Below are 18,998 nucleotides of genomic sequence, written 5' to 3'. Positions count from 1 at the left end.
GCCGATGTACTCGATCGGGGCGTCGAACCAGACGTAGAAGACCTTGCCCTCCGCGGCGAGGTCCGGCCAGGTGTCGGCGGGGACCGGGACGCCCCAGTCCAGGTCGCGGGTGATCGCCCGGTCGTGCAGGCCCTCGGTCAGCCACTTGCGGGCGATGGAGGAGGCGAGGACCGGCCAGTTGTCGGCGCGCTCGTCGACCCACGCCTCGACCTCGCCGGCCAGGGCCGACTGGAGGAGGAAGAGGTGCTTGGTCTCGCGGACCTCCAGGTCGCTGCTGCCGCTGATCGCCGAGCGGGCGTCGATCAGGTCCGTCGGGTCCAGCACGCGCGTGCAGTTCTCGCACTGGTCGCCGCGGGCCTTGTCGTAGCCGCAGTGCGGGCAGGTGCCGATGATGTAGCGGTCGGGCAGGAAGCGGCCGTCGGCGTTCGAGTACACCTGGCGGATCGCGCGCTCCTCGATGAAGCCGTTCGCCTTCAGCTCGCGGGCGATCTCCTGCGTGATCTCGTGGTTCTGCGGGGAGGAGCTGCGGCCGAAGTAGTCGAAGGCCAGGTTGAAGCCGTCGTAGATCGCCTTCTGCTGGTGGTGCGCCTCGGTGCAGAACGCGTCCACCGGCACGCCCTGCTCCTTGGCGGCCAGCTCCGCGGGGGTGCCGTGCTCGTCCGTCGCGCAGATGTAGAGGACCTCGTGGCCCCGCTGACGCAGGTAACGGGAGTAGACGTCCGCCGGGAGCATGGACCCCACCATGTTGCCCAGGTGCTTGATCCCGTTGATGTACGGAAGGGCGCTGGTGATGAGGTGTCGAGCCATCGCGGGCTGCTCCCAAGTCGCTACGTGGGGTGACGATCTCGTGGTCTCGGTCGTCTACGGAACCTTGAAATCGTAGCTGACACGGGTACGCCGCCCGCCTCCCCTTTTACGGGGTGGGAAGCGGGCGGCGTCGTGAGCGGTGGGTGGCTACGGGCGCCAGTTCGCCAGTACGCCCTCGTAGAGCTCCTTGTCCGTGAGCTCGCGGGGGGTCTCGCCGGCGAGGAAGTGGGACGTGTTGGGGGTCTTGAGCTTGCGGAGGTAGTCGAAGGCCTTGTTCTCCGGGTCTCCGAAGGCGACGAAGGAGAAGAAGACGGCGGGGTGGCTCTTGGCGGCGTCGGTGAGGGCCTGGGTGGCGGGGGTCTTCGCGTCCGGGGCGCCGTCGGTCTGGAAGATCACCAGGGCGGGGGTGGTGGGGGCTGCCGCCGTCTTGTCGTGGTGGGCGAGGACGGCTTCCACGGCGGCGTGGTAGCTGGTGCGGCCCATGCGGCCGAAGCTCGCGTGCAGGTCGTCGATCTTGTTCTCGTGCTCGGTGAGGGTGATCTCGCCGGTGCCGTCGAGTTCGGTGGAGAAGAAGACGACCGGGACGGTGGCCTCGGGGTCGAGGTGGGCCGCGAGGGCGAGGGTCTGCTCGGCGAGGGCCTGGGCGGAGCCGTCCTTGTAGTACGGGCGCATGGAGGCGGAGCGGTCGAGGACGAGGTAGACCTTGGCGCGGGTGCCGGTGAGGTTGTTCTTCTCGAGGGTGGTGGTGGCGGCCTTGTAGGCGGTGGTGAGGCCGGGGGCGTGCTTCTTGAGGGCGGTCAGGGTGAGGGCGGGTTCGGCCTCGCCTGCGGCTTCGGCCGTGTTCTTCTTCCCACCCGCACCACCCGTGCGGCTTTCGTCGCCGGGTGCGGGTGGCCCCTGCGGGGCGGTGCCGCCGTCGGCGGCCGCGGGTTCGGGGGCCTTCTCGGACTTCGTCCCCTGATCGGCGCGATCGGCCTGATCGGCCTTGGCTGCGGGCGCGGCCTTCGCCGTGGTCTTGGCCGTGGCCTTCGTCGTGGTCTTGGGCTTGGCCTTCGGCTTCGTCTCGGCGGACGCCTTGTCGGCGGGCACCGCGTCGGACTCGGCCTCGGGGGTCTTCTCGGACTTCGTCCCGGTGTCGGCCTCGGCCTTCGGCGCGGCCTTGGGCTCAGCCTTGGTTTCGGCCTTCGGCTCGGCCTTGGGCTCGGCCTTCGGCTTCGCGTCGGCTGCGGGCTCGGCCTTGGGCTCGGCCTTCGGCTTCGCGTCGGCTGCGGGCTCGGGCTTCGGCTCGGCCTCCGCCGTCGGCTCGGGCTTCGGCTCTGCGGGCGTCTCTGCCTGCGGCTCGGGCTTGGCTTCCGCCTTCGCCTCCGCCTTTGCCGGTGCGTCGGACCCGGCCGCCTTCTTCGCGTCCTTCGTTGCCGTGGGCTCGGACTGCGCCTCCTCCGCGGAGCTGCCCTCAGGCTTCTCCCGCGTCGTCAGCTTCGGCTCCTCGGCCGTCGCCGGGGCGGCTGCAGCCTGCTCCTGCTCCGGCTTCTCCGCCGTAGCCTCGTCCGTCACCGCCGGTTCCCCGACGACCGGCGTCTCCGCCGGAGCAGCCTTCGCATCCGTGGCCTTCTCCGCCACGGTCGGCTCCGCCGCCTCCGGCTCCTCGACGGCAGTCGGCTCCGCGACAACCGTGGATTCCTCGTCAGCAGCCGCCTTCTCAGCACCCGCCGATCCCTCAGCCGCCGCCGATTCCCCCGCAGCCGTCGGCTCCTCCGCCCCCGGCCGGTCCGCCGCAGCGCCCGGCTCCCCTTCCGTCGAGCGTGTCGGCCTCGGGACCGTCACATTGTCGAAGGCCGCCGAGACGAGGTCGTGTTCCCCGGAGTCCGACGCGCGGGGCTCGGGGACGTTGGCCGAAGGCGTGGGCTTCGGTTCGGGGGAGGGGGACGGGACCTTCGGGTCCGTGGACGGGGGTGACGCCGGCGCGGCAGTGGCCTCGCGGCCGGTGTCCTCGCTGGTCAGGCCCTCGGTACCGCCGGTCTCACCGGCGGTCGCCGTACGCGCCGCACCCTCCGCCTCGGCGGTTTGTGACTTGCGGGATCGTCCGAACGCGTTCCGCAACCGAGTGAGAATGCCCATGTGCGCGCAACCCTTCGCGTGAGTTGAAGCCCGTCAATCCCTGGCCAGGACGGACACGTAAGGTTAACGGCCCTCCTGTGTGATCTTGGGCAGGGTCTGTTGTGCCAGGCCCACTCTGTCAAGAGCGCATCCGGCCGGTGCAGGTGTCGCCGCGCTGAATCGCCGCAACACCCGTACGGCAGTCGGGGGTTCATCCCGTGTTCACTCGGGCGCCCGGCTACCGCACGTATGTGCCCCTACGGTCACGCTGAAACCAAGGGCATCCCAGGGGAGAGTAAAGTGCGCAAGCTGCTGCCGTTGATCGGAACTCCGTCCGGTTCGCACCCCGGCGGCCGGTCCGCCATGACCTGTCGTTTCCGATGTGGTGACGCCTGCTTCCACGAGGTGCCCAACACCAGCTCCAACGAGTACGTCGGTGACGTGATCGCCGGTGCGATCGGCCGCCGGTCGATGATGCGTGCCGCGGCCGTGGTGACCGTGGCCGCCGCCGGAGCGGGTGCCGCCGGTGTCGCCCGGGCTCCGCACGCCGCCGCCGCACCGGCCGCGGGCCCGGCCGCCGCTGCCGCCTCCGAGGCCGCCCGGCGCAAGGGCAAGGGTGCGCGCGGGCTGCGCTTCGCGCCCGTCGCGCCCAACACCGCCGACACGGTCACCGTGCCGGAGGGGTACCGGCAGAACGTCGTCATCCGCTGGGGCGAGCCCATCCTGCGTGGCGCGCCCGCCTTCGACCCGGAGAAGCAGACCGCCAAGGCCCAGGCCGGGCAGTTCGGGTACAACTGCGACTTCCTCGCCCTGCTGCCGCTGCCCGGGGAGCGCGGCCGGCAGCTGCTCGTCGTCAATCACGAGTACACCGACGAGATCCTGATGTTCCGGGGGTACGACGCCGCCCGTCCGACCCGTGAGCAGGTCGAGGTCGCCTGGGCCGCGCACGGGCTGTCCGCCGTCGTCGTGGAGGAGGACCGGAAGACGGGCAGGCTCACCCCTGTCCCCCGGCACCAGCTGAACCGGCGCGTCACCGCCACCACCGAGTTCCGGCTCACCGGGCCCGTCGCCGGGTCCGAGCTGGTGCGGACCTCCGCCGACCCGAGCGGCACCAAGGTGCTCGGCACGATCAACAACTGCTCCGGCGGTGTCACCCCGTGGGGCACGACCCTGCACGGCGAGGAGAACTTCAACCAGTACTTCGCCAACAGCAGCCGGGCGACCGACAAGCGGTACGGCATCGGCACCGGGGCGAGCGAGCGGAAGTGGGAGAGGTTCGACAAGCGGTTCGACGTCGCCCAGGAGCCGAACGAGGTGCACCGGTTCGGGTACGTCGTGGAGTTCGACCCGTACGACCCCACCTCCACGCCCCGCAAGCACACCGCGCTCGGGCGGTTCAAGCACGAGGCGGCGACCGTGCGGCTGACGCACGACGGGCGGCCGGTGGTGTACTCCGGTGACGACGAGCGGTTCGACTACTTCTACAAGTTCGTCGGCAGCAAGCGGATGCGCCACGGCTCCTCCCGGGCCGTCCGCGAGCACAACCTCTCCCTGCTCGACGAGGGGACGCTGTACGTCGCCAAGCTCACCGGTGACTCCCCGGCGATCGAGATCGACGGCACCGGCAAGCTCCCCGCCGACGGCGAGTTCGACGGGAGCGGTGAGTGGATCCCGCTGGCCACCGCCACCGCGAAGGGTGCCGTCTCGCACGTGGAGGGGATGAGCGCCGAGGAGGTGTTCGTCTTCACGCGGCTCGCCGGTGACAAGGTGGGCGCCACCAAGATGGACCGGCCCGAGGACATCGAGCCGAACCCGGTGACCGGCAAGGTGTACGTCGCCCTCACCAACAACAGCAACCGGGGCGTCGGCTCCAACGCCAAGGCGGACGAAGCCAACCCGCGCAATGCCAACAAGCACGGGCACGTGCTGGAGCTCACCGAGCGCTGGAACCGGCCCGAGAGCACCCGGTTCGCCTGGTCGCTGTTCCTGGTCGCCGGTGACCCGGACGACCCGGCGACCTACTTCGCCGGATTCCCGAAGGACGCCGTCAGCCAGATCTCCTGCCCGGACAACGTGGCCTTCGACCCGCACGGCAACCTGTGGATCTCCACCGACGGTGCCCAGCTCGGCTCGCACGACGGCCTGTTCGGTGTGGCGACCCGGGGTGAGCGGCGCGGGGAGCTCAAGCAGTTCCTGACCGTGCCGAAGGGCGCCGAGACCTGCGGCCCGATCGTCCAGGACCGGCGCGTGCTGGTCTCCGTGCAGCACCCGGGCGAGATCGACGGCGCGTCCGTGGAGAAGCCCGCGAGCACCTGGCCCGACGGGCCCGGGACGTACGTCCGCCCGGCCGTGGTGGCCGTGTGGCGTGCCGACGGGCGTGACATCGGCGTCTGAGCCGTTCGGCTGCAGAGGTTCAGCGGCAGAGGTTCGGCTGCAGACGTTCGGCTGCAGCGGTTCAGCGGCACAGGTGAGGTTCAGGGGAGGGCCGGGCTCGGCGGTCTGCGGGGGCCGCCGGGTGCCGGCCATCCCCGCTCACTCCACTCGCGGTAGGCCGGTGCCTGCCGGGCCACCTCCCCGTACGCCTCCTCCAGCGCGGGGTAGACACCGTCCAGGACGGTCTCCGTGCGGGCCGCGGCAAGCAGCCGTACGCCGAGCGGGTCGCCCTTCAGGCGGCGTACCGCCATGTCGGGGCGCGGGGTGCGGGTGGGCTGGCAGACGGTGACGACCTCGCCGGTCGCGACCAGGGCGTCGGCCGTGTGGTAGTCGCCGTGCAGGACGTGCGGGCTGACGCGGGCGGCGCGGAACATCCGCTGGACGGCGTCCCATTCGCCGTCGACCGTGGGGTCGATCATCCAGCGGTCGCCGGCCAGGTCGGTCAGCTCGACCTCCTGCTTGGCGGCTGCCGGATGGTCGACGGGCAGGGACACGCACTGCGGTTCGCGCTCCACCAGGACGCGCAGCCGGAGCTCCGCCGGGATGCGCAGCGGGCAGCCTTCCACCTCGTGCACGAAGGCGACGTCGAGCTGGCCGTCGGCGACCATGCGGAGCAGGGCGTTGGGGGAGACGTTCATGTGGAGGCTGGGGTTTCGGCCGTGGGCGCGCAGCCGGCGCAGCCAGCCCGCGAGGGCCTTGCTCGCCGTCGAGCCGATGCGGAGTTCGGTGCCGCCGGACGCGGCCGCCCTCGCCTCGGTGACCAGCAGGTGCAGGTCGGCCATCAGCGGGCGGGCCCTGCTGAGGACCAGGCGGCCCAGCGGGGTGGGGCGGCAGCCGGTGTGGGAGCGCAGGAAGAGCGGTCCGCCCAGCTCCTGCTCGATACGGCGCAGTTGGGTGCTCAACGACGGCTGGGCGACGCCCAGGTGCCGGGCGGCGCGGTGCAGACTGCCGGTGTCGGCTATGGCGCACAGCGCGCGGAGGTGCCTCACCTCGAGCTCCATGCTCTGTGAGGCTAAAGCGGAATCGGGGCGTTAACCAGCCACATAATTCATCGCTAAAGAAGGTGAATTGGGCGCCCGATAGCCCCGTCCTATCCCTGGTTGGCATCATCACAGGCGCCGCACAGGCATCGAGACTCAGCGGTGAGACTCAACCCCCACCCAAGGAGTCCTCGATGCGAAAGTCCACGTCCGCGCTGACGGTTCTCGGTCTCGGCCTCGCGATGGCCGGTCTCGGCACGGCGGTCCCCGCCGCCGCGGCACCCGTGGCGGAGCCCCACGCCGGATTCGTCGCCAAGTCCGCCGCGTCCGACGGCTCCGACGCGAGCAGAGCCTTCTTCCAGTCGGTCCTGAGGTCCGTCGCCGAGAAGCGCGCCGGGAACCCGAGCGCCACCGCGGCCGTCACCGTCGTCTACGACGCCTCCCGCGCACCCACGTTCAGCGCCCAGATAGCGCGCAGCACCCAGATATGGAACAGCTCCGTGTCGAACGTGCGGCTCCAGTCGGGCTCCGCCTCGGCGGCCGACTTCAGCTACCGGGAGGGCAACGACTCCCGCGGCTCGTACGCCTCCACCGACGGCCGCGGCAACGGCTACATCTTCCTGGACTACCGGCAGAACCAGCAGTACGACTCCACGCGGGTCACCGCCCACGAGACGGGTCACGTCCTCGGTCTTCCCGACCACTACCAGGGCCCGTGCAGTGAGCTGATGTCCGGGGGCGGCCCCGGCCCGTCCTGCACCAACGCCGTCCCGAACGCCACCGAGCGGTCCCGTGTCAACCGGCTGTGGGCCAACGGCTTCGCGGCGGCGATGGACAAGGCCCTGGAGAAGTCGGCCCGTTGAGACCCCCACGCGGATGCGGCCGCCCTGCCACGAGGGGCGGCCGTATTCGTGTGTGCGCACCGGGGCCGGGTCAGCGGCGCTCGTGGAGCGTGAGGTCCGTGACGACCGCGCGGTGGTCGGTGTCGGCGAGGTCCAGGATGCGGGTGCGGCTCGCGCCGAAGTCCCGCGAGACGAGGACGTGGTCGATCTGCGTGCCGAACGTCGGGGCCGTCCGGGCCGGCCAGGTGGCGGTGCGGTCGGCGCCGTCCAGGCGGGAGGCGTCGCTCAGGCCGGTGTCGAGGATGCGGCGGAAGGCCGCGTGGTCCTGGGTGGCGTTGAAGTCGCCGGCCAGGACGAGAGGCGTGCCCGGGTCGGTGCCGGCCGCCTCGCGCAGGGCACCGAGCTCCCGGCGCCAGAGGTCCACCTGGCCGGGAAGCGGGGGCATGGGGTGGGCTAGCTGGAGTCGTACGGCGTGCCCGTCGACGTCGGCGACCGCCCCGGGCATGCCCATCGTGCCGGGCACGCCCGCGGTGGGCCGGAGCGGGAAGCGGCTGAGGATGACGGAGCCCTCGGAGCCGCCGCCCTCCACGGCCCGGCGGTGCGGGTAGTCCGGGGAGAGGTCCCGCTTCAGCAGCGCGTCGCACGCGTAGTCGCACTCCTCCACGAAGACCACGTCGGGTTTCTCACGGCGGACGGCGGCGACGAGGGAGCCGGTGCCCTGGCCGAACTCGACGTTGGAGGTCAGGACGCGCAGGTCGGCGACCGGGCGGCCCGCGGGGTCGCCTACCTTGCCGTACGGCTCGATGAACCAGGCCAGCAGGCCGAGCAGGACCACGCCCCAGAGCGTGCCGAGCCACCAGCGGGACAGCAGGGTGAGCAGCAGTCCGACGGCGGTGGGGACGAGCAGCCAGGGGAGGAAGGCGAGGAGCTGCGGGACGGGCGTGATGCCGTCGCTGTCGGCGGCCCGGAAGCCGACGACCACGCTCACTCCGGCGAACAGCAGGCCGGCGCACCGGGCGCCGAGCCGCCGCCCGGGCGGACGGTGCTCTCGCGCGTCGTCCCTGGCGGTCCACTCGGCAGCGGCGGTGTCCAAGGCCCGGCCTTCCGTTCGCGGGGTGGGATGCCCGAATCCTCCCTCAAAGACGGGGTGGGGTGCAGGAAGGTTGCCGGGCGTCGACCCGGGCCAGGAATTGCTCCAGCGCGTGATCGAACACCTCCGGGCGTTCCAGGTTCGGCATGTGTGCCGCGCCCTCGATGACGTGCAGCTCCGAGTCCGGGAGGGCCGCGTGCATCGCCCGGGCGTCGGAGACCGGTGTGAAGGTGTCGTCGGCCCCCACCACGACCAGGGCCGGGACGCCCACGCGCGGCAGCAGGGCGGTGTAGTCGGGGCGCCGGGCCCGGGCGCGCAGGGCCGCTGCGGCGCCCTCGGGGGCGGTGGCGGTCATCATGCCGTGGACGTGCGCCTTGACCTCGGCGGACGCGTACGGGGCGACCATCCGCTCCAGGACCTCGTCGGCGTAGCCGCGCATGCCCTCGGCGAGGAGGCGGTCGGCCATCGTGTCGCGGGTGCGCACGCCCTCGGGGGTCTCGGCCGACGGGAAGGTGTCCGCCAGGACCAGGCCGCGGACGCGCTCGGGGAACAGGCGGTAGCAGTCCATGACGATCTGCCCGCCCATCGACAGGCCGGCCAGGACGAACGACTCCACCCTCAGCTCGTCCAGCAGGGCCTCGATGTCCCGGGCGAACCCGGAGAAGTCCGTGACGGCCGGGGTCGTCGGGGAGGCGCCGTAGCCGCGCAGGTCGGGGGCGATGACGCGGCGGGTACCCGGGAACCTGTCGAGCTGCGGGGCCCACATCGTGCGGTCGAAGGGGTGGCCGTGGACGAGGACCAGGGGCAGCCGATGCGTATCGGGGCCTTTGTCCTCGTATGCGAGGAAGGGTGCCATGGCGTCGACCCTAGGGCGCCCAACTACTCGGTGCAATAAGATCTTTGCTCTCGGTGCAATCCAAGGGGGAGACCGGCCGATGAGTGACTACCGGCGTATCGCCGACCGCATCGCCGACGACATCGCCACCGGCCGGCTGCGGCCGGGCCAACGGCTGCCGCCGCAAAGGGCGTTCGCACGACGGCGGGGCATCGCCCCGTCGACGGCCGGGCGGGTCTACGGCGAACTCGTGCGACGGGGGCTGGTCGTCGGGGAGGTCGGGCGCGGCACCTTCGTGCGGGCGGCGCCGGACGGCCCGGCGGGGCAGGCGCTCACCGAGCCCGGTCCGGCCCCCGCGCCCGTGAACCTGGAGCTCAACTACCCTGCCGCGCCCGGCCAGCCGGAGCTGCTCGCCCCCGTCCTCGCGCCGCTGCTGCGTCCCGACGTACTGGCCGAGGCGCTGTTACCGGCGGCGGCCACCGGCACCGAGGCCGCCCGGGAGGCCGCGGCCGCGGTGCTCACCACCCCGGGCTGGCGCCCCGCCCCGGAGCGGCTGCTGTTCACCGGCAACGCCCGGCAGGCCATCGCCGCCGTGCTGGCCTCGCTGGTCCGGCCGGGCGGCCGGGTCGGGGTGGAGCAGCTGACGTATCCGCTGGTCAAGGAGATCGCCGCCCGGCTCGGCATCACCCTCGTGCCGCTGGCCGGGGACACGGCCGGACTGCTCCCGGAAGCCGTGGCCGCCGCGCACCGCTCTGCGCCGCTGTCCGCCCTCTACCTGCAGCCGACACTGCACAACCCGACGTCCCTGACGACCGGCCGGCCGCGGCTGCTGCAACTCGCCCAGCTGCTCCACGACCTGAACCTGCCCGTCGTGGAGGACCGCATCTGGTCCTTCCTCCGGGAACCCGGTGATCCGCTCGCCGTGCACGCCCCGGCCCTCACCCACGTCGTCGACGGGCTCTCCAAGCGGGTCGCCCCGGGGCTCACCGCCGGATTCCTCGTCGTGCCGCCGCACCGGGTCGCCGCCGTGGCCGACGCCGTGCGGTCGGGCGGCTGGAGCGCGGGGCGGTTCGCGCTGGAGGCGGCCGTGCGGTGGGCCGGGGAGGGGACGGTGGCGCGGCTGGTGGCGGCCAAGCGGGCGGACGCGGCACGGCGGCAGCGGATCCTCGCCGAGGAACTCGCGGGCTTCGCCGTACGGTCCGACCCGGCCTCCTACTTCGCCTGGTGGGAGCTGCCCGCCCCGTGGCGCGCCGACACCTTCACGGCCGCCGCCGCCGCGCACGGCATCGCCGTCACGCCCGGGCCCGCCTTCGCCGTCGCCCCCGGGCACACGCCCGACGCCGTCAGGCTCGGGCTCGGGTCGGCTCCGGAACCGGATCTGCGGCGGGCACTGCGGACCCTCGCGCACGTCGCCGCGCGGCGAGCCGGGGACCGTACCGGCCCGTGACCCAGGCACCGGCCGCCACCGCCAGACCCAGCAGGCACAGCAGCCAGGACACCGTGCGCAGGGTGGCCGTGAGGGCGTCGTAGACGGCTCCCGCGGCCGGGCGGTGCAGGGCGTCGGGCAGGTCGGCGAGGGTGAGGCGGCGGCCGATCGCGACGGCGAGGACCAGCAGCGCGCCGCCCAGCGCCGTACCCAGCCCGAGGGCGGTGACCGCGCGGCGGCGGCACGCGGCGACGGCGATCCCGGCGACCGCGAGGACGGCGACGGCGAGCGGCAGCCAGAAGGCGGCGGTGTCCAGCACGTGGTACCCCTTGCGCAGTCGGTCCGCGTCGTCGGCCGGGAGCACCGGGATCCGCGTGTGCGTGACCGGGATGCGGTGGGCGAACGGCACGTGGTCGTCGGCGAGTTGCTGTTTGAACCGGGTGATGACGGGAGCGGGGTCGACGGTGACCGGGGCGCCGCGGGCGCCGTCGTCGCGCAGGGCGCGCAGCACCGCGTCGTGCACGGCCCGGTTCGCCGCGTCCCAGGCGGCGCGATACGCCTCTGTGCGGGTGAAGGAGCGCGCCGCGTCGTGCACGAAGGGCCCGACCGCCCCGCGCAGCGGGCCGGTGTCGGCCTGGCGTCCGACCTCGCGCAGGACCCCGTCCCCGACTGCGTCCGCGACCGCGCCCCGCACGTCCGGGTCCACGGCGAGCGGCGCCATCGTCCGGACGTAGCGGCCGGTGTCGGTGAGCCCGTGGGCCGCCCAGGACGCGAGCGCCCCGAACGGCACGAGCAGGCACGCGAGGGCCAGCAGAACGGCCGACAGGACGTTCCGCGATCGTGGGGGCGTCTTCCCGGCCAGGGGCGCCCGGTCGCGCTCGGACACCCTTCCAGGCAAGACGCCCCGGGCCGGGACCGCGAGCGCTGCGACGCCCGCCGACCGCCCGTCCGTCGCGCCGCACCGCGCTCCACCTGCGAGAAACGGTTCCGCAGGAGCTCGCCGGGGGCTCCCCCGGACGGGTGTCCCGAGCCTCGTCAGCCGATGCGCCGGCCCGCGGCGTCCTCGTGCGTGTAGTAGCGGTAGAACACCATCGCGAAGACGGACGCCCCCACCACCAGCCCCAGGCCGCTGGAGCTGTACACCGACGCGCCGGTCTGGCTGTAGAGGAAGCCGACCGCGCAGCCCGAGAAGACGAACCAGCACAGCGCGTGCAGTTCGCGGGGCAGCCGCGGTGCCAGCGCGCGCACGGCCGCGAACAGCACGGCGAACACGAGCGCCGTGACGAAGCCGAACAGCAGGTTCCAGCCGGTGATGGGCCCGCCGTAACGCTGGTTGGCCGCGGCCCAGAAGCCGTAGACCAAGCCGAGCACCACGGGCAGGCCGACCTTCACGGCGGCGTGGACCCGCGGGCCGAAGACGTCGGGCCTGCGACGAGGCATGGTCATCTCGCGTGAGGCGGGTGCCGCATGAGCCATGACAGCTCTCCTCTCTGTCCCTGCCCCTGCAACCAGGGCACACCGGCGCACAGCCCCTGGCAAGTCGGCGGAGCGGACCGGAACGGGGATGCGGCCGGTGCGGCCCCGTGTTTCGCTGGGGCCGTGAGCCGCCACCGCCGGGGGCACGGCCCGCTCGTCCGGCACGGCCCGCTCGCAGGGCACGCCCGGGCCGGGCGCCGCGACGTCGTGCGGCGTCAGGAGCTGCTGCGGGTGCGGGGCCGCAGTGTGGCCTGGGTGCCGCCGCTGCTGCTGCTCGTCGCCATCGCGGTGGCCGACTACCACACCATCGGCGAGTTCCGCATGATCTCCTGGATCGTGCTGGTGCCGGCCATCGCCGCCTCGATCTGCGGGGTCTGGGGCACGGCCCTGTTCGCGGTCCTCTCCCTGGTGACGTACGTCGTCGCCGACAGCGCCTGGCCGCACGAATACCGGGCCGGGAGCGCCGACTTCGTGCTCGTCGCCCTCGGCGGCATCCTCGCCACCCTGGCCTGCGCGGTGCGGGTGCGTGACGAGCGTCGCGCGCTGCACATGGGCGACGTCACCGACACCGTCCGCCGTACCGTGCTGCGGCCGCTGCCGCCCGGCTGGGGCGGCCTCGACCACGCCGGTGTCTACCTCACCGCCGACGCCCACGCCCGCGTCGGCGGCGACTTCTACGACATCCAGCCCGGCCCGCACGGCACCCGCGTCCTGGTCGGCGACGTGCAGGGCAAGGGCCTCGGCGCGGTGGAGGCGGCGGCCGCGCTGCTCGGCACGTTCCGTGAGGCCGCGTACCACGAGGCGGACCTGGCGACGGTCGCCGAGCGGCTGGAGACGCGGATGATCCGGCACCGCGGGCACACCGTCGCCCTGGGCCGCTCGGACGGCGACCGGTTCGCCACCGCCGTGCTGCTCGCCTTCCCCGACGACGACCGGGAGGCCGTGGACGTGGTGCTGTTCGGGCACGAGCCGCCGCTCGCCGTCGGGCCCGGCGGGGTGCGCACCCTGGCGGCCGGGCCCGGACTGCCGCTCGGCTTCAGTGAGCTCGAACCCGGGCCCCCGCAACCGCGGCGGTGGCGGGTCGCCGGCGACGAGACGCTGCTGCTGGTGACGGACGGGGTGACCGAGGCCCGGGACGGCACCGGCGCGTTCTACCCGCTCGCCGACGAGGTGGCCCGGGCCGTCGCCGACGACCCGGACATCGCGGGACCGGCCCGCCTGGCCGCCCTCGTGCGGGACGGCACACTGCGGCACGGCGGTGGGCACCTCGCCGACGACACGACCGTGTTCGCCGTCCGCAGGAGAGCCGGGGCAGAAGCCCCCGAAGGCGGCCGTTTGCGGTCCTGAGACCCCCCTTTGCAGCCGCAGCGGTTACGGTGCTGAGATACGTGATCGACACAGGGGGTGGGGCGATGCCCGGAACCGTGCTGCTGCTGGCCGCCTCGCCGGTGGGCAAGGGACGCCTGGTGGACGCCGCCTCCGTGCTCCCCGTCCTCGCCGCCGTGGCGCCCGCCGTGCTGTCCGGAACCGACACCGCGAACGTCGTCGAACTCGCCGACCCGCTGGAGCCGCAGGCCGTCCTCACCCGGCTGCGCGCCGCCGCCGCGGCCCCCGGACCGCTCACCGTCTTTGTCACCGGCCAGCTCCAGCTCGACCGCCGCCAGCGTCTGCCGCACCTCGCGCTGGCCCGCACCACCCCCTCCACCGCCCGCTACACCGCCTTCCCCTGGCACTGGTTCCGGGAGGAACTGCGGCTCAGGCCCGCCGGCGCCACCACCCTCCTGCTCGACCTGCACGCCGACGCCGAGACCTGGGAGCTGCTGCGGAGCACCCCGCTGGACTCGGGGCGGGGCAACGCCGTCCACGGTCGTATCGCGCCGCCGCCGTCCAGACGCAGCGTCGCGCAACCGGCGTACATGAAGGCCGTCGCGACGATCCTGCGCAGCGGGTTCCGGCCGCCGGTCGAGCAGTTGCACCAGCAGGCCCTGACCCGGATCGCGCCGGAGAGCGCGGGCACGGACCTGGTGCTGAGCACGCCCGGACCGGCGGGCGGGGATCCGCACGCCGCCATCACCGCTGCCGTCCAGTCCGGCCGGCACGCCGACGCCGACGCGCTCGCCGCCCGGCACGAACAGGCCGCCGTCGCCGCGCACGGGCCCGCGTCGGAGGAGGCCCTGCACTGGGCCGAAGTACGGGCCGATCTCGCGATGTTCGCCGGGGACGCGGCCCGCAGCTGCCGCACCTGGCTGATGATCGCAACCGCCCGCCTGAACGCCGGACAGGCCCCGGACGCCCCCGCCGTCGAGGCCGCCGTGGACCGGGCGCACCACCAGTGGGGCCAGGTCCGCGATCCCGCCCCCGCCCGCGAACTGGGCGCCTCCCTCGCCGCGTTGCGCGGGCGGGTGCCCGGGCGGCGCGAGGGGGCGCTGGACCATGTGCAGCGGCAGCTGAGGCAGTTGCAGACCCAGGGCTGAGCCGTGTGCCCCTGGCGTGAAGGGGGCGTGCAATCGCTTGCACGGGTCACGTCACGGGTCTGCCGCCGGGGCCTGACCCGGTGTCATGATGTCGGGCACGACAGAGGGGGACGAAGTGGCTGTCTTAGGCGTACGCGTCCGGCTGGGCGCCGGCGGGACCGTGGACGATGTCAGAGCACTGAAGACGTGGCTGGAGCGGGAAGAGCCGCTCGCCGAACTGCTCTCCGAAGAGAAGCTGAGCATCGAGGCGCAGACCAGCACCGACGGGACCAAGGGGCGGCTGGGGCCCGACCTCGAACTCGTACTGAAGCTGCTCGGTGACGTCGTCACGGTCGCGGCGCTGACCGAGTACACCGCACGCGCGGTGAAGACCTGGACGAACAACCGCCGAAGGCTCCAGGGCGGGGATCCCGAGCCACAGATCCGCACGCTGGACACCGACGGGGAGTAGACCGGTGAGCCGCTTCGACCCGCGCGGCGAAGTGAACCGGGCGCTGCTGGTCGCTGTGTCCGAGTACGACCACACGGCACCGGATCCACAGGGCGTCACCGGCCAGCTCCCCGCCGTGCGGCACAACCGGACGACACTCGAGGACGCGCTGCACCGCAGCGCCGTGTTCGGTGCGCACGAGGTGCGGCCCCTGGCCTCGCCGACCCCGGACGAGTTCACGGGGGCGCTGCGCCGCGCCTGCCAGGAGGCCAGGGGGCTGCTGCTGGTCTACTTCGCCGGGCACGCCGTCACCTCCACCTCGGGCAACGAGCTGCATCTCCAGATGCGTACCGCCCGCGTCCTCACGGGCGACGGGCTGCCCGGCTCGGTGAGTTTCAGCGAGGTGCTCGGCGAGCTCGTCGAGAGCCGCGCCCAGCAGGTGGTGGTGATCCTCGACTGCTGCTACGCGGGCAACGCCGCGGAGATCTGGCACCGCTTCGACGATCCGAAGCGGAAGCACAAGATCCTGCTCCTGATGAGCGTGCAGCCCAACCGCTGCATCCCGGGCGGGGACGCGGAGGCCGCCACGCCGTTCACGCGCGAGGTGGTGCGGGTCCTCGAGGCGGGCGGGGAGGTGTGGCTCTCCGAGCTGTACGCCGCGGTGAAGAGGCGGATGGCCGCCGCGAAGTACAAGGCGGAGGCCGACGACTCGCAGAGACCCCAGGCACTGGCGCCCCCGTGGGACCCGGACGCGGACGTGTTGCTGGCGGCAGGACCGGTGGACCCGCAGGACGACACCGAGGACACGTCCCGCTGGTTCTCCTGGCTCCGGCGTCCGCTCGCCCGCGTCCGGGAGTCCATCGGCCTGTTCGGCCGCGCCGTTGTGGCGCTTGTACTGGCGTTCGTCGCGATCGGTGCCGCCGGTTACGGAGTCCTGACCCTGACCGGGGGATCCGGCCCCTGTGAACCGCCCCTGGAGCTGCGGGTCCTCACCGACCCCGACCTGGAGCCGGGGATGTGGGCGATGGCTGACGCCTACCTCGCCTCGGACGCCAACACCACGGAAGACGGCTGCCCGCGCAGCGGCGTCACCGTCTACAGCGCCGGTGCCGCTCATGTGGTGACCGCGCTGGGCGAGCACTCCGACCCCTGGCAGCAGCCGAGGGAGGACGTCAACCCGCAGCGGGACATCGGCCCGCAGCCGGACGTGTGGATCCCCGCGACCCGCGCCGACGTCGACCGGGCCACCGACGCGCAGGTGGAGCGCGTCTTCGCCCGGCTGGAGCCGGACGACGGGCCGTTCGCGTACTCACCGGTCGTGCTGGCCGTCCCGGAGGGTCTCGACGCCGGCGTCCCGCCCACCGGGTGGTCGCTGCCGAAGCTGGTCGAGGCCCTGAAGGACTCGGACGGCAAGGCCCAAGTGCGCAGGCCCGACCCCGAGTTCAGCGACTCGGCGCTGCTGGCGACGGTGGGGCTGTACGGCGACGGGGCCGATGTGCGCGGCGCCGAGGGGCTGATCAGCCGGGCGGGACGGCCCGAGCCCTCGGCCGTCAGGCTGCTGTGCACACTGCCCGCGGACGACGCCGCGGACGACCGCAGCGCGGTCCTGGTCCCGGAGTTCCTGCTCAGGAGCGGAGTCGGCTGTCACTCGGTCACGCGCGCCGAGCGCACCGCCGTCTACCCCGACGACGTGCCCGGTCTGGAACCGACGTTCGTGCGGGTGCGCTGGGAGGGCGGCGACCGGGACGTCCAGGCGCGGGACGACAGGGTGGACCGGTTCCGCGACTGGCTGACGGGAGAGGGCGGCCGGGAGGTGCTCGGCAAGCAGGGATTCAGAGCCGCGACGGGCGAACGGGGACTGCTCGCCGGGAAGGCGGCCGACCACGGGCTGACCGATTCCGTTCCGCCGGCGGACCCCGCCGACGCGACACGGCTGGACAGGACGCTGGAGCGGTACGGCAACGCCCACGGGCCCGGCCGCGTCCTGTTCCTCCTCGACAGCTCCGGCTCGATGGCCGGCCTGTGGGACGGCCCCAGCGGCGGCCCCGGCATCCTCAAGCAGACCCTGACGGGGTTCGGCAGGGGGGACGAGTACGGGGTGTGGGCGGTGCACGGGGTCAAGGGCCCCACGCACACCGACCTGCTGGACTTCGGCAGGCACTCCCGCGCGGAGGCGGAGAAGGCCCTCAGGCCCGGCAGGGGAGACGCCGAGGTGCGGGACGCGGAAGCCGATCCGCGCGCCGCCCTGCTGGACGCCCTGGCGTTCATGCGGGAGCGCGGCGCCGGCGACGAGCGGCCGCAGCTGATCGTGTACCTCACCGACGGCGAGGACGACAACCGCCTGGCCGGCGACCGCCTCCGCGCGGTGGAGGACCGGGCACGCGAGTCGGGCGTGCCCGTGGCCATGGTGATGCTGAAGAGCGGGGGCTGCGACCGGGGCCGCCCCGGCACGCGCGTCGCGGAGGCCGCCCAGGGCCGCTGCCTGGACGCCGGGGACGACCTCGTGCCCGCGCTGCGCGACGAGGTCGCCCGCATCGGAACGGGGGAGGAATGATGGCCCAACGACCGCCGGCCGCCGTACTCGCGTTGCCGTCCCTGCTGGCCCTGCTGTTCCTGGCCGCCTGCACCGGCGGTGACGTGCGGGAAGAGCCGCCGGACGCCGACAACCGCCGCCGGATCGTGGTGGCCAGCGGACAGGACGTGACCGGCAAGAACGGCATCCGCCAGCAGCTCATCGACGTCTGGAACGCCGAGGAGGGCCCGCAGGGCTTCGAGGCCCGGCTGGTGGAACTGCCCGGTTCCGCCGACCAGCAACGCAGCCAGCTGCTCGGCGCCCTCCAGTCCGGCAGCGCCCAGTACGACGTGGTGAACCTGGACGTGACCTGGGTTCCGGAGTTCGCCGACGCGGGCCTGATCCGCCCGCTGACCGACGCGGCGGTCAGGTCCCCCGACGACATCATCCCGTCCGTGGACAGAACCTCGTACTGGAAGGGCAAGCGGTACGCGGTCCCGTTCAACAGCGACGCCGGCCTGCTGTACTACCGCAAGGACCATCTGCGGAAGGCCGGTGTCTCCCAGACCGACCTCAGCGACGGGGTCACCTGGGACGAACTGCGGGAACAGATCGACGCCGTCAAAAAGCACTTCGGCTCCCAGGGCCACGAGGGCTGGGCCACCCAGCTCGCCCCGTACGAGGGCCGTACGGTCAACGCGATCGAGGCGTTCACCTCGGCCGTGCCCGGACTCCGGCTGACCGACGGCGACGGCGAGTACGCGGCGACCGTGGAACAGCTCACGGCGGGCGTGGCCGAACTGCGTGCGCGCACGAGCCCGCCGTACACCCTCGACGAGGCCTCCGAGTCCCGCGAGGCCGAGTCGCTCAGTGCCTTCGCGGAGGGCCGCACCACCTTCCTGCGGCACTGGCCGTACGTCTACCCCACCCTGCACGAGACCTACGGGGAGAACCTGGGCGTGACCCGGCTGCCCGGCAAGGCGGTCCTCGGCGGGCAGAACCTGGCCGTCACCTCCTCCACGTCCGAGCAGCGGGCCGCGAAGGCGGCGGAACTGATCGCGTTCCTGACCGACCCGGACAGCGAACGCTGCCTGCTGCGCGCCGGTTTCGCCGCGACCCGCGTCTCCGCCTACCAGGAACCCGGCACCGCTCCCCCGTGCCGGCACGCCCCGGCCTACGCCGAAGCCCCCTCGGCGTCGCCCACCGGCGAGGGCACCGTCCGCCTGCCCCCCGACCGGGTCGGCTTCTCCCGCGACATCCTGCTCCCGTCCCTCCGCGAGGGCGTGCACCGCCCACGCACTCCGCTGTACGGCGCGGTGACGCACACCCTCATCACCGAACTGGACGCCCTGTACGGCCCGAGCCCGCGTGAGGGCCGTCCGGGCGACACGCAGATCGCGAAGAATCTTGACGAGGCATTGAGCAAGGTTTTACCCGGTTGAATTTCCTCCCGATGATGTTCACAGTTCCTCCATTGCGAATGCCTGTCCGCCGTGGGTAACCTCAAATTCGCACTGACCATGCGATCTGACATTCAATTCAATAAAACGGGGATGGACTTCGTGAGCGTACGAAGCAAGGGAATTTCTTCCATAA

The 18,998-nt window shown here is 73.0% G+C and carries 15 protein-coding genes; 8 read left to right on the top strand and 7 right to left on the bottom strand.

Annotation, left to right across the window (positions count from 1 at the left end):
• Positions 1-807 (bottom strand): class I tRNA ligase family protein (locus ABT116_RS03455; RefSeq protein WP_351627138.1); only part of this gene is annotated, 807 nt, incomplete at its 3' end.
• Positions 808-954: 147 nt separating this feature from the next.
• The gene (locus ABT116_RS03450) at positions 955-2,925 is read right to left on the bottom strand and encodes a VWA domain-containing protein (protein ID WP_351627136.1); all 1,971 of its coding nucleotides are present in this window, start codon (positions 2,923-2,925) and stop codon (positions 955-957) included.
• Positions 2,926-3,204: 279 nt separating this feature from the next.
• Between ABT116_RS03450 and ABT116_RS03445 the strand changes: the two genes are divergently transcribed.
• Positions 3,205-5,298 carry a PhoX family protein gene (locus ABT116_RS03445; protein ID WP_351627134.1) on the top strand — a complete coding sequence of 698 codons (2,094 nt, stop codon included), beginning with the start codon at positions 3,205-3,207 and terminating at the stop codon, positions 5,296-5,298.
• Positions 5,299-5,378: 80 nt separating this feature from the next.
• Here the strand turns inward: ABT116_RS03445 and ABT116_RS03440 are convergent, their stop codons facing one another.
• The gene (locus ABT116_RS03440; protein WP_351627132.1) at positions 5,379-6,338 is read right to left on the bottom strand and encodes a LysR family transcriptional regulator; all 960 of its coding nucleotides are present in this window, start codon (positions 6,336-6,338) and stop codon (positions 5,379-5,381) included.
• Between the two features lie 173 nt (positions 6,339-6,511).
• Between ABT116_RS03440 and snpA the strand changes: the two genes are divergently transcribed.
• Entirely contained in the window at positions 6,512-7,180 is a 669-nt protein-coding gene (snpA, locus tag ABT116_RS03435) for a snapalysin (protein ID WP_351627130.1), read from the top strand.
• A 70-nt stretch (positions 7,181-7,250) separates the two neighbouring features.
• On the opposite strand, the gene ABT116_RS03430 is transcribed toward snpA, so the two are convergent.
• On the bottom strand, positions 7,251-8,252 hold the full coding sequence (locus ABT116_RS03430; RefSeq protein ID WP_351627128.1) for an endonuclease/exonuclease/phosphatase family protein: 1,002 nt from the start codon (positions 8,250-8,252) through the stop codon (positions 7,251-7,253).
• Positions 8,253-8,295: 43 nt separating this feature from the next.
• On the bottom strand, positions 8,296-9,105 hold the full coding sequence (locus tag ABT116_RS03425; RefSeq protein ID WP_351627125.1) for an alpha/beta fold hydrolase: 810 nt from the start codon (positions 9,103-9,105) through the stop codon (positions 8,296-8,298).
• A 79-nt stretch (positions 9,106-9,184) separates the two neighbouring features.
• On the opposite strand from ABT116_RS03425, the gene ABT116_RS03420 reads away from it, so the two are divergent.
• Positions 9,185-10,531: an aminotransferase-like domain-containing protein gene (locus tag ABT116_RS03420; protein ID WP_351627122.1), complete on the top strand. Its 1,347-nt coding sequence runs from the start codon at positions 9,185-9,187 to the stop codon at positions 10,529-10,531.
• Here the strand turns inward: ABT116_RS03420 and ABT116_RS03415 are convergent.
• The gene (locus ABT116_RS03415; RefSeq protein ID WP_351627116.1) at positions 10,428-11,396 is read right to left on the bottom strand and encodes a hypothetical protein; all 969 of its coding nucleotides are present in this window, start codon (positions 11,394-11,396) and stop codon (positions 10,428-10,430) included. The genes ABT116_RS03420 and ABT116_RS03415 overlap by 104 nt on opposite strands.
• Positions 11,397-11,545: 149 nt before the next feature.
• Entirely contained in the window at positions 11,546-11,986 is a 441-nt protein-coding gene (locus tag ABT116_RS03410) for a hypothetical protein (RefSeq protein WP_351627114.1), read from the bottom strand.
• A gap of 207 nt (positions 11,987-12,193) precedes the next feature.
• Here ABT116_RS03410 and ABT116_RS03405 point away from each other — a divergent pair, with 207 nt between their 5' ends.
• The 5 genes from ABT116_RS03405 (at position 12,194) to ABT116_RS03385 (ending at position 18,844) form a co-directional block, all read left to right on the top strand.
• On the top strand, positions 12,194-13,333 hold the full coding sequence (locus ABT116_RS03405; protein ID WP_351627153.1) for a PP2C family protein-serine/threonine phosphatase: 1,140 nt from the start codon (positions 12,194-12,196) through the stop codon (positions 13,331-13,333).
• Positions 13,334-13,398: 65 nt separating this feature from the next.
• Positions 13,399-14,460, top strand: coding sequence for a serine/threonine-protein kinase (locus tag ABT116_RS03400; RefSeq protein WP_351627112.1), 1,062 nt, complete (start codon positions 13,399-13,401; stop codon positions 14,458-14,460).
• 115 nt (positions 14,461-14,575) lie between these two features.
• Positions 14,576-14,911, top strand: a complete 336-nt coding sequence (locus tag ABT116_RS03395) for a hypothetical protein (RefSeq protein ID WP_351627109.1) — start codon at positions 14,576-14,578, stop codon at positions 14,909-14,911.
• A 4-nt stretch (positions 14,912-14,915) separates the two neighbouring features.
• Complete coding sequence (locus ABT116_RS03390) at positions 14,916-17,444, top strand: hypothetical protein (RefSeq protein ID WP_351627106.1); 2,529 nt, start codon at positions 14,916-14,918, stop codon at positions 17,442-17,444.
• Positions 17,444-18,844 (top strand): extracellular solute-binding protein, encoded by a 1,401-nt coding sequence (locus ABT116_RS03385; RefSeq protein WP_502983811.1) that lies wholly within the window; start codon positions 17,444-17,446, stop codon positions 18,842-18,844. Before ABT116_RS03390 ends, ABT116_RS03385 begins: the two co-directional genes overlap by 1 nt.
• The last annotated feature ends 154 nt before the right edge of the window (positions 18,845-18,998 follow it).

This window comes from Streptomyces sp. NPDC002130, from assembly GCF_040296465.1.
Taxonomy (GTDB): Bacteria; Actinomycetota; Actinomycetes; order Streptomycetales; family Streptomycetaceae; genus Streptomyces.
Note: the sequence above shows the minus strand (reverse complement) of the source record. Positions and strands in the feature narration are given on the sequence as shown.